At 35.7% G+C, this 6770-nt stretch carries 7 protein-coding genes and 1 pseudogene; 3 read left to right on the top strand and 5 right to left on the bottom strand.

Features of this window, described 5'->3' with window-relative positions; genetic code table 11:
- The 3 genes and pseudogenes from HMPREF0666_RS13060 to HMPREF0666_RS13050 form a co-directional block, all read left to right on the top strand.
- Nucleotides 1-432 (top strand): annotated as a pseudogene (locus HMPREF0666_RS13060) (IS1380 family transposase); the annotation flags it as partial.
- 195 nt (nt 433-627) lie between these two features.
- The gene (locus tag HMPREF0666_RS13055) at nt 628-1314 is read left to right on the top strand and encodes a hypothetical protein (RefSeq protein WP_009012837.1); all 687 of its coding nucleotides are present in this window, start codon (nt 628-630) and stop codon (nt 1312-1314) included.
- 196 nt (nt 1315-1510) lie between these two features.
- A complete protein-coding gene (locus HMPREF0666_RS13050; RefSeq protein ID WP_009012836.1) occupies nt 1511-2266 on the top strand; it encodes an IS256 family transposase in 756 nt (251 codons plus the stop codon).
- Here HMPREF0666_RS13050 and HMPREF0666_RS13045 read toward each other — a convergent pair.
- The 5 genes from HMPREF0666_RS13045 to HMPREF0666_RS13025 all read right to left on the bottom strand — a co-directional run.
- On the bottom strand, nt 2250-2861 hold the full coding sequence (locus HMPREF0666_RS13045; protein WP_009012835.1) for a hypothetical protein: 612 nt from the start codon (nt 2859-2861) through the stop codon (nt 2250-2252). The two genes, HMPREF0666_RS13050 and HMPREF0666_RS13045, sit on opposite strands and share 17 nt — an antisense overlap.
- Nucleotides 2862-3602: 741 nt before the next feature.
- Nucleotides 3603-4244 carry a hypothetical protein gene (locus tag HMPREF0666_RS13040; RefSeq protein ID WP_009012834.1) on the bottom strand — a complete coding sequence of 214 codons (642 nt, stop codon included), beginning with the start codon at nt 4242-4244 and terminating at the stop codon, nt 3603-3605.
- Nucleotides 4245-4518: 274 nt separating this feature from the next.
- Nucleotides 4519-4959 carry an SMI1/KNR4 family protein gene (locus HMPREF0666_RS13035; protein WP_009012833.1) on the bottom strand — a complete coding sequence of 147 codons (441 nt, stop codon included), beginning with the start codon at nt 4957-4959 and terminating at the stop codon, nt 4519-4521.
- A gap of 35 nt (nt 4960-4994) precedes the next feature.
- Nucleotides 4995-5465, bottom strand: coding sequence for an SMI1/KNR4 family protein (locus HMPREF0666_RS13030; RefSeq protein ID WP_009012832.1), 471 nt, complete (start codon nt 5463-5465; stop codon nt 4995-4997).
- Between the two features lie 743 nt (nt 5466-6208).
- A partial coding sequence (locus HMPREF0666_RS13025) for a hypothetical protein (protein WP_009012830.1) occupies nt 6209-6770 on the bottom strand: 562 nt, incomplete at its 5' end.

The following is a 6770-nucleotide window of genomic DNA, read 5'->3' as shown; positions in this document are numbered from 1 at the left end:
CGTAGTCCTTTGAAAGACAAGGATGGCAAGCAACGGACGGATATGTTCGGAGTAATATACACATACCGCTGTATCCTCACCAATGACTGGGTGTCTACCGAGAAGGACATCATTACATTCTATAATGAGCGTGGGGCAAGTGAAAAGAACTTCGACATACAGAACAATGACTTCGGATGGTCACATCTGCCATTTTCCTTTATGGCTGAGAACATGGTTTTCATGATGGTTACCGCTATGCTGAAGAACTTCTATCTCTATCTCGTCCGTCATATCAGCGAAAAGGTCAAGCCATTGAAAAAGACAAGTAGACTGAAAGCCTTTATCCTGCATTTTGTCAGCGTTCCAGCAAAATGGGTGAGAACGGGAAGGCAGAACGTTCTGAACCTATATACAAATAAAACATACTACTCTGAAGTATTCCTTGAATAAACAGTATTTCTTTGTGGATATCATATCCCCCATTGGGTTTGGGTGGGGGATTTTATGCCCATGCAAAACCAAGAACCCCAGAAAAATCCCAAATCAATGGATAAATACCAAAATGTCACGTCAATATATAAAAGTAGATCGCAAAGAATAATGCTGCGGAATTGAGGGATTAAATTAATATTTAAAGAATATAAGATGGCAGACAAGGATAAATATACAAATTTATTTCTATCAAGCCTTAGTACCCACTGCTTAGAATGGAGATGTGGACTTTCAGTCCTTGCAGTTATGCAAAGTTTTCCTTTTCATCATTTTCAAAGCCATCCTCTACCACCAAACTTTATATATTTAAGTGAGGAAGACAAGAATTTCGTAATAAAACGTACGCCTTGTATAATATGCTCTAACTATAAAGAAGAATTTGTCGATTCTAACAATCAAAATAGTAATGACTTTGGAGGCCTAATAGATTACAATCTATCTACATTTTATCAATATCTAAAGAAAACGAATACTATGGAGAATGTTCTTCCTAACGAAGATGACATTAATATTTTCCTACAGATATTGAGATACATACAGGAAATAGATTATAATGAGACTATCAAGAGAGGAATAACCTCTTTAATTAGTAAGATAAAAGGATTTGAAACCAATTTGTTTGAACTTCAACTACTTTTAGAGACCTTAGGATATTGTAGTATATTGGAAACAAAGGAACACAAAGGGCTGCTTCACCAATATACAAACTTATCAATAGCACCAAGAAAGAGACATAATTCAGACTGGCATTATCCTGTTGATTTTTGGACAGGAAAAGATGGTATAAATAAGAAAGCTTTGAATTATTGGTTTGGGCGTTATATATCGGTGCCCGAATGATAGTTTACTTGCGGCAATAAAGAAAAACTATTACTATAAAATTTTGAAACGATGTCATTTCAACTGTGTCAACGGCGAACACAATAAACTCATATAAACGCTGTTATATCAGCATAATTAGATTTAGCAAATGACACAAGACGAGTACGCCGAGATGTTGTCTTAGGCAAAAGAACAGTTCAAACAAGGTACTCCTTTGTTTGGTAAGGATGGTGCATTCCATCGTGTATTGGAAGATTTCCTCAATTCAGCTCTCGAGGGTGAGATGGACTCTCACCTTTATAACACAAAGACCTCCACAAAGAGTAATCGCCGTAACGGCAAGATGTCCAAGGAGGTTCAGACAGAGTATGGCCCTGTAGAAATAGATACTCCACGTGACAGAGAAGGGAGTTTTACTCCTGAGATTATCAAAAAACGACAGACGATATTAGCAGAAGGTTTGTCCGATAAGATTATCAGTCTTTATGCTACAGGTCAGAGCATGTCTGACATAAGTAAGTTCCTTGAAGAGAACTATGGTACCAAGATATCCAAAGAGACTATAAGTAACATTACGGATAAGGTCTGGCCTGAGATAAAAGCCTGGCGCACACGCTCTTTGGAAGAAGTCTATCCGATAGTTTGGATGGATGCTATCCATTACAAGGCGCATGACGATACGGGTGCTACAATAGCTCGTGCAATATATAATGTCATTGGTGTTGACAAGGAAGGATATAAAGATCTTCTGGGTATGTATGTATCTCATAGTGAGGGCGCTAACTTCTGGCTCAGCGTACTTACAGACCTTCAGAACAGAGGTGTCAAAGATATTCTTATAGCTTGTGTAGATGGCCTTACGGGCTTCCCAGATGCCATCCAGAGCGTATTTCCTAAGACGGATGTTCAGCTATGTATTGTACATCAAATCAGTCAACAAACGAATTGTTTCGTTAAGACATATAAATAATCTCAGTATAAGTGCCTGTTACAGGAGTTTTCGTTATAGATTTCAATGTGTTGTCAACATCGTATTGGAATGAATGGTATAAGGTAGCGCCCTCCTCCCAGCTCTCATCAAATTGCCTTATTTTAATTCTATCAAGACGAGGATATGGACAATAAGAATACTCTTCTATTCTTCCTCCTTGCTTACCTTTCGATATCATTCTTACGATATTCTTATTCACATCTAAAGTATAAAAACTAATATTCCTGAGGACCTTCCTGTTATTATAATTTAATATAGATATTTCTTTACTACCTTTGAATATGAACTCATAATTATAAGCTTCTGGAATGCCAAGACCTTCCTTTACTTCTATAATATTTCCGTTAACATCGAATCCATAACCAAAAATATTACGCATAGTTTTCAATCTTGCTATATCTTTAACCAGTCTTCCTTGTTGATAACCATACCTTTGATATGAGAAAGGAGTAATCTCATAAAATGGTCCACGATAATATTCCCATTTAACAATATGTTGTTCCACGTCATTTAATATCTTATTAAACAGAGGAGCATTTGTCTCATACTCTTTTTGTATTTCTTCTAGTGTCATAATATTCTCTTTACAATTAAATGTTTCAGCCCTAATATCAGTTGATATATTCTTCAGTTCTTTCTCGAATTATTCCGTAGTATTGTATCTTTCAAACGATTATATAGGTTTTAGTTGTATGTCTTTGTATGACTCTTGTTATGTGCTATCAATGTTGTAGCTGATTCTGTTTATGCTTCAAAGATGAAGGCAAATGTTCTTTTCTAAGACTTCTTTTGTTCAAAATCATCCTGCAAGTTGGACAAGTGACGTATTTGTGTCTATCTGGTACGGTAACCGTACCTCCTACAAACTACTGCTGCCATATCATTCATAGATATAGTCACTAGTCTGCAAGCAATATGCATGTCAGTTCACCTCCGATACCTCGTGGTTTGAATGTAGTGTCAGCTCACAATGCAGAGTTTTCTGTATGAGTTGCTGTCTACGTCATAGAGACAGTTATTGAGAATCTTGCATTCTTTTCAGTATTTCCTATCCCTGTGGTCACGATTGCGGACGACATCGCCCACAGCACGGGAATACGATAGTAGTTTGTCTTCATTAAAGCTGTTCTGTACGACCGAGCCAATTGAAATCCTTGTCCCTATATGATTTTCAAGGTCATCATAGACATTCTCTACCGTCGTTACCTTATCACCAAATGAAAACAGCTAACCACATGTCCACCTTCTTCGTGCTACATGGAAACATTTCTCGTGGTAATATCCTACACTGCTATGCTGAGGTCGCATTAAGCATTTATATCTTAATAGGATAGAGCTCACCTTTCTTTTCAGTATAAACAATTTCTTCATACATAGAGGTAGACTTTGTGATAGTATCTATACTGCCATCTGGACCATATTTAATGGTGTAAAACAGATTAGCAGCTTCCTGTCCTATTCTATCATACTGTTTTACCTCTATCTTTTGTAACTTGTCATCTTCATCATAGAAATAATACTCTTCTCTTCCTCCGAATCTTCCTTTGCCCAGTACTTTGTCAACAAGATTTCCTTTTTTTTGATAACAGTAACTGACATTCTGTAGAATTTTCCCATTATTATAAATTAATGACTTGAACATATCTTTCTCATAAAAGAGAAACTGATAGTCAAATTGATTCTCTATCTCACACCCTTCCCGAACTTCTATAATCTGTTTCTTGTCGTTAAAGCCATAGAAATAGAGGTTTTTCGTACTTTTCAAGCGATTAAACTGTTTCACAGGATTTCCCTTTCTCATCCCTACTCGCAGGAAAGAATAAGGGATAATCTCGTAATAGAATCCCTTATAGACCTCTGTTACTATTATCTGTGCCTCTACGCTCTCTTTAAGCGAGTCAAATATGCTTGAAGTATTATACTTGTCATATTCAACCTTTAATTCTTCCTGTGTCATGATTGTGCTATTGAAATTCTAAAAGTTTCCACGATAAGGTTATATCTATTATCATTAATTTTTCTTCAAATTGCGCTTCTATCTTAAAAGTGCGGTACGGTTGGAGAATACTTATCCTAAACCACTTCTCTATTGTTTTTCTCCTTTATCCAATAAACTTCTCATATCTGTACCTCATAACCATGGAGTTGAATAATTAAATTTCTAATAAATACTATGGAAAAAGATGGTAAATACTATCTTGAATCGAGGGACTGATAAGCATAGATGATAACTACATATTTTGTTTTATACGGTTTAGGAAGTCACTGAACGTCTCTGCCAAGAAGTATGTATTGCAATCATCATTAGATTGTTCAAAGGAATATGCATGATCATAAAAATATACTCCTTTATATGCTCCTTCAGAGATTAGGAGTAAGAATGCTCCATCTTGAAAGTCTCCTATAAGTAAAGAATGTTCTGGTATATCTTCCTTATACTCATGATTCCAAAACATAAGCGTAAGTGATCTATTCAACTTGTCATCAGTGCTAAAGAGGTTGTTGACAAGAATATCTTCGTTTAAGTCATTCACTTTGATATAATAATCCTCCATATTGACCCCATTATATTTGGTCAAGAATGACTTGTAATCCTCGGGAAAACAGAAAGAAAAGTTATCTTCTATTTCTTTGAAGGTTGCTTCTTTTGTAGACAACACATTATGAATCATAAACTTATATAAATAAAAAGTGTTCTGCAGAGGTTTTAATATAAAAGTCCTATTTCTATCCAAGAGTCCAAGAGAGTCCAAAAGTCAATACATAGCTTAGGTTGATCATTTGTCCACCAGACAAGCGACTTAGGGTTGGCAACATCTTCTGTGTTAATACATAGGAAGCCACCACCACCATTATGAAAAACATAGTAGGTCTTTGACAATTCTATTGATTGTAATATCTCCCTTGGAAGTCCCCATTCTGATTCATCTAGAAACTGTATTTTCTCTATAGGAAGCAGTCCTAACCCTCCACTAATAGCTTCAAACCACCCATTATGGATATGCATATAGAATTTACAGAGTTTTTCAGGAAGAAAGTCAATCTTAGTATCTGAACTCGGATAGTTACCTATGTATACAATATAGTCATCATCAATTAAAAACAGATAAACCATCTTTACTTGGTTATAATGTGATATGACAAATACGTCATCAAGATTCTCCTTAAATATTGTCATCGTCTTAGGGAGAAGAATGCTAAAAGGCTTCTAATAATCCAGTATGATATATTTACGTAAAACCTTACTATCTTCCTTTAGAAGAAAGTGCCAACTCTTAGGTACGGACATATAATCACAAGCTGATAATACCCTTGCCTCATGTAATCCATTAGATTCCAAAATCTTCTTAATGTTCATCTTTTAAAGAGTTATTAATTTATTTCTGTAAATTCTTTCTTAGGTTCTTTTATTTCTTAATCATTCTTGTCCTAATATTTTCATCTTGTAGTGTATTGATTTAGGTCGACAATCTTGGTATCTTATCCTTATAGAAAGTTGACTTAATCTCTTTATCAATGTTGTTAGTTGACAGAACTCCACTTATCACTGTCATGGATTGACTGAAGGACATAGCCCGAAAGACAACCCTTGACCCGCTGGCGAAGGTACATTTATTTTAGGTATTACGCAAGTATTATGCTTTACTTTTATTTGTCTTTCCCTATAACTGTATTATCTCTTTGTGATTTCTTCAGTAGGGAGTGTTGCTTCTTTTGGAGTTATCATTTCAATACTCATGTGTGGTTGCTCTTCGTTGTAGAGCTTCACATTCAGTCATATTTGCTTGTATGCGATGTTCCTTCCAATAGGATGCTGGTAACCGTAAACCTTGTAATGCATATACCACAGTTTAAGACCTTCTATATAAGTTTCCTCCTCCTTATTTCTTTTATATACGAGGCTTTATAATTTCATTCCTTTTACTTTTCTCCATACCGCTCCTTGAACTCTTCCTTACTCATCATATAAGTTAAGTATAGTTCTACAGCTCTTTTGTAATAAGCGGGTCTACTGAACGCATACTTAAATTGTTCCCCATAATAAGCATCTCTGAATTCTTGTAAATTATAATCAAAGTCTAACACTGGGACTGGGTTGGCTTTAGAACCATATCGAGGAGAGTTTAGTTCGTACTTGTTTATACGAGCTTTGATGGTCTTACGGTAGTCTATATCCTTTATAACTATCTCGCCTTGCCTAAATGTCTTCCGACTCTCTGGCTCAATGACGAATACACAGAAGTGTTTCTTATAAATACTATCATAAAAAAGAATACTATCAGTTCTTATCCTTTCTGTTGAGTTCATTAGGACACCTGTCATAATACTCTCAGGTCCATAGTCAACATCCATCTTCCCTTTTGGGATATGCAATGTAACATATTTCGACTCGTCAATATACTGCTGTGCATATTTCTCCCCATCATTCCGTGTACAGGTGTAAATCAGATTGCCCACTGCTAAGAGTATAGCAACAAGTCCT

The organism is Prevotella sp. C561 (assembly GCF_000224595.1).
Taxonomy (GTDB): Bacteria; Bacteroidota; Bacteroidia; order Bacteroidales; family Bacteroidaceae; genus Prevotella; species Prevotella jejuni.
Note: the sequence above shows the minus strand (reverse complement) of the source record. Positions and strands in the feature narration are given on the sequence as shown.

Excerpts from the sequence above, each read along its gene's own strand:
- HMPREF0666_RS13055 (WP_009012837.1), top strand. The coding sequence starts at position 628 with ATGGCAGACAAGGATAAATATACAAATTTATTTCTATCAAGCCTTAGT.
- HMPREF0666_RS13045 (WP_009012835.1), bottom strand. The coding sequence starts at position 2,861 with ATGACACTAGAAGAAATACAAAAAGAGTATGAGACAAATGCTCCTCTG.
- HMPREF0666_RS13040 (WP_009012834.1), bottom strand. The coding sequence starts at position 4,244 with ATGACACAGGAAGAATTAAAGGTTGAATATGACAAGTATAATACTTCA.
- HMPREF0666_RS13035 (WP_009012833.1), bottom strand. The coding sequence starts at position 4,959 with ATGATTCATAATGTGTTGTCTACAAAAGAAGCAACCTTCAAAGAAATA.
- HMPREF0666_RS13030 (WP_009012832.1), bottom strand. The coding sequence starts at position 5,465 with ATGACAATATTTAAGGAGAATCTTGATGACGTATTTGTCATATCACAT.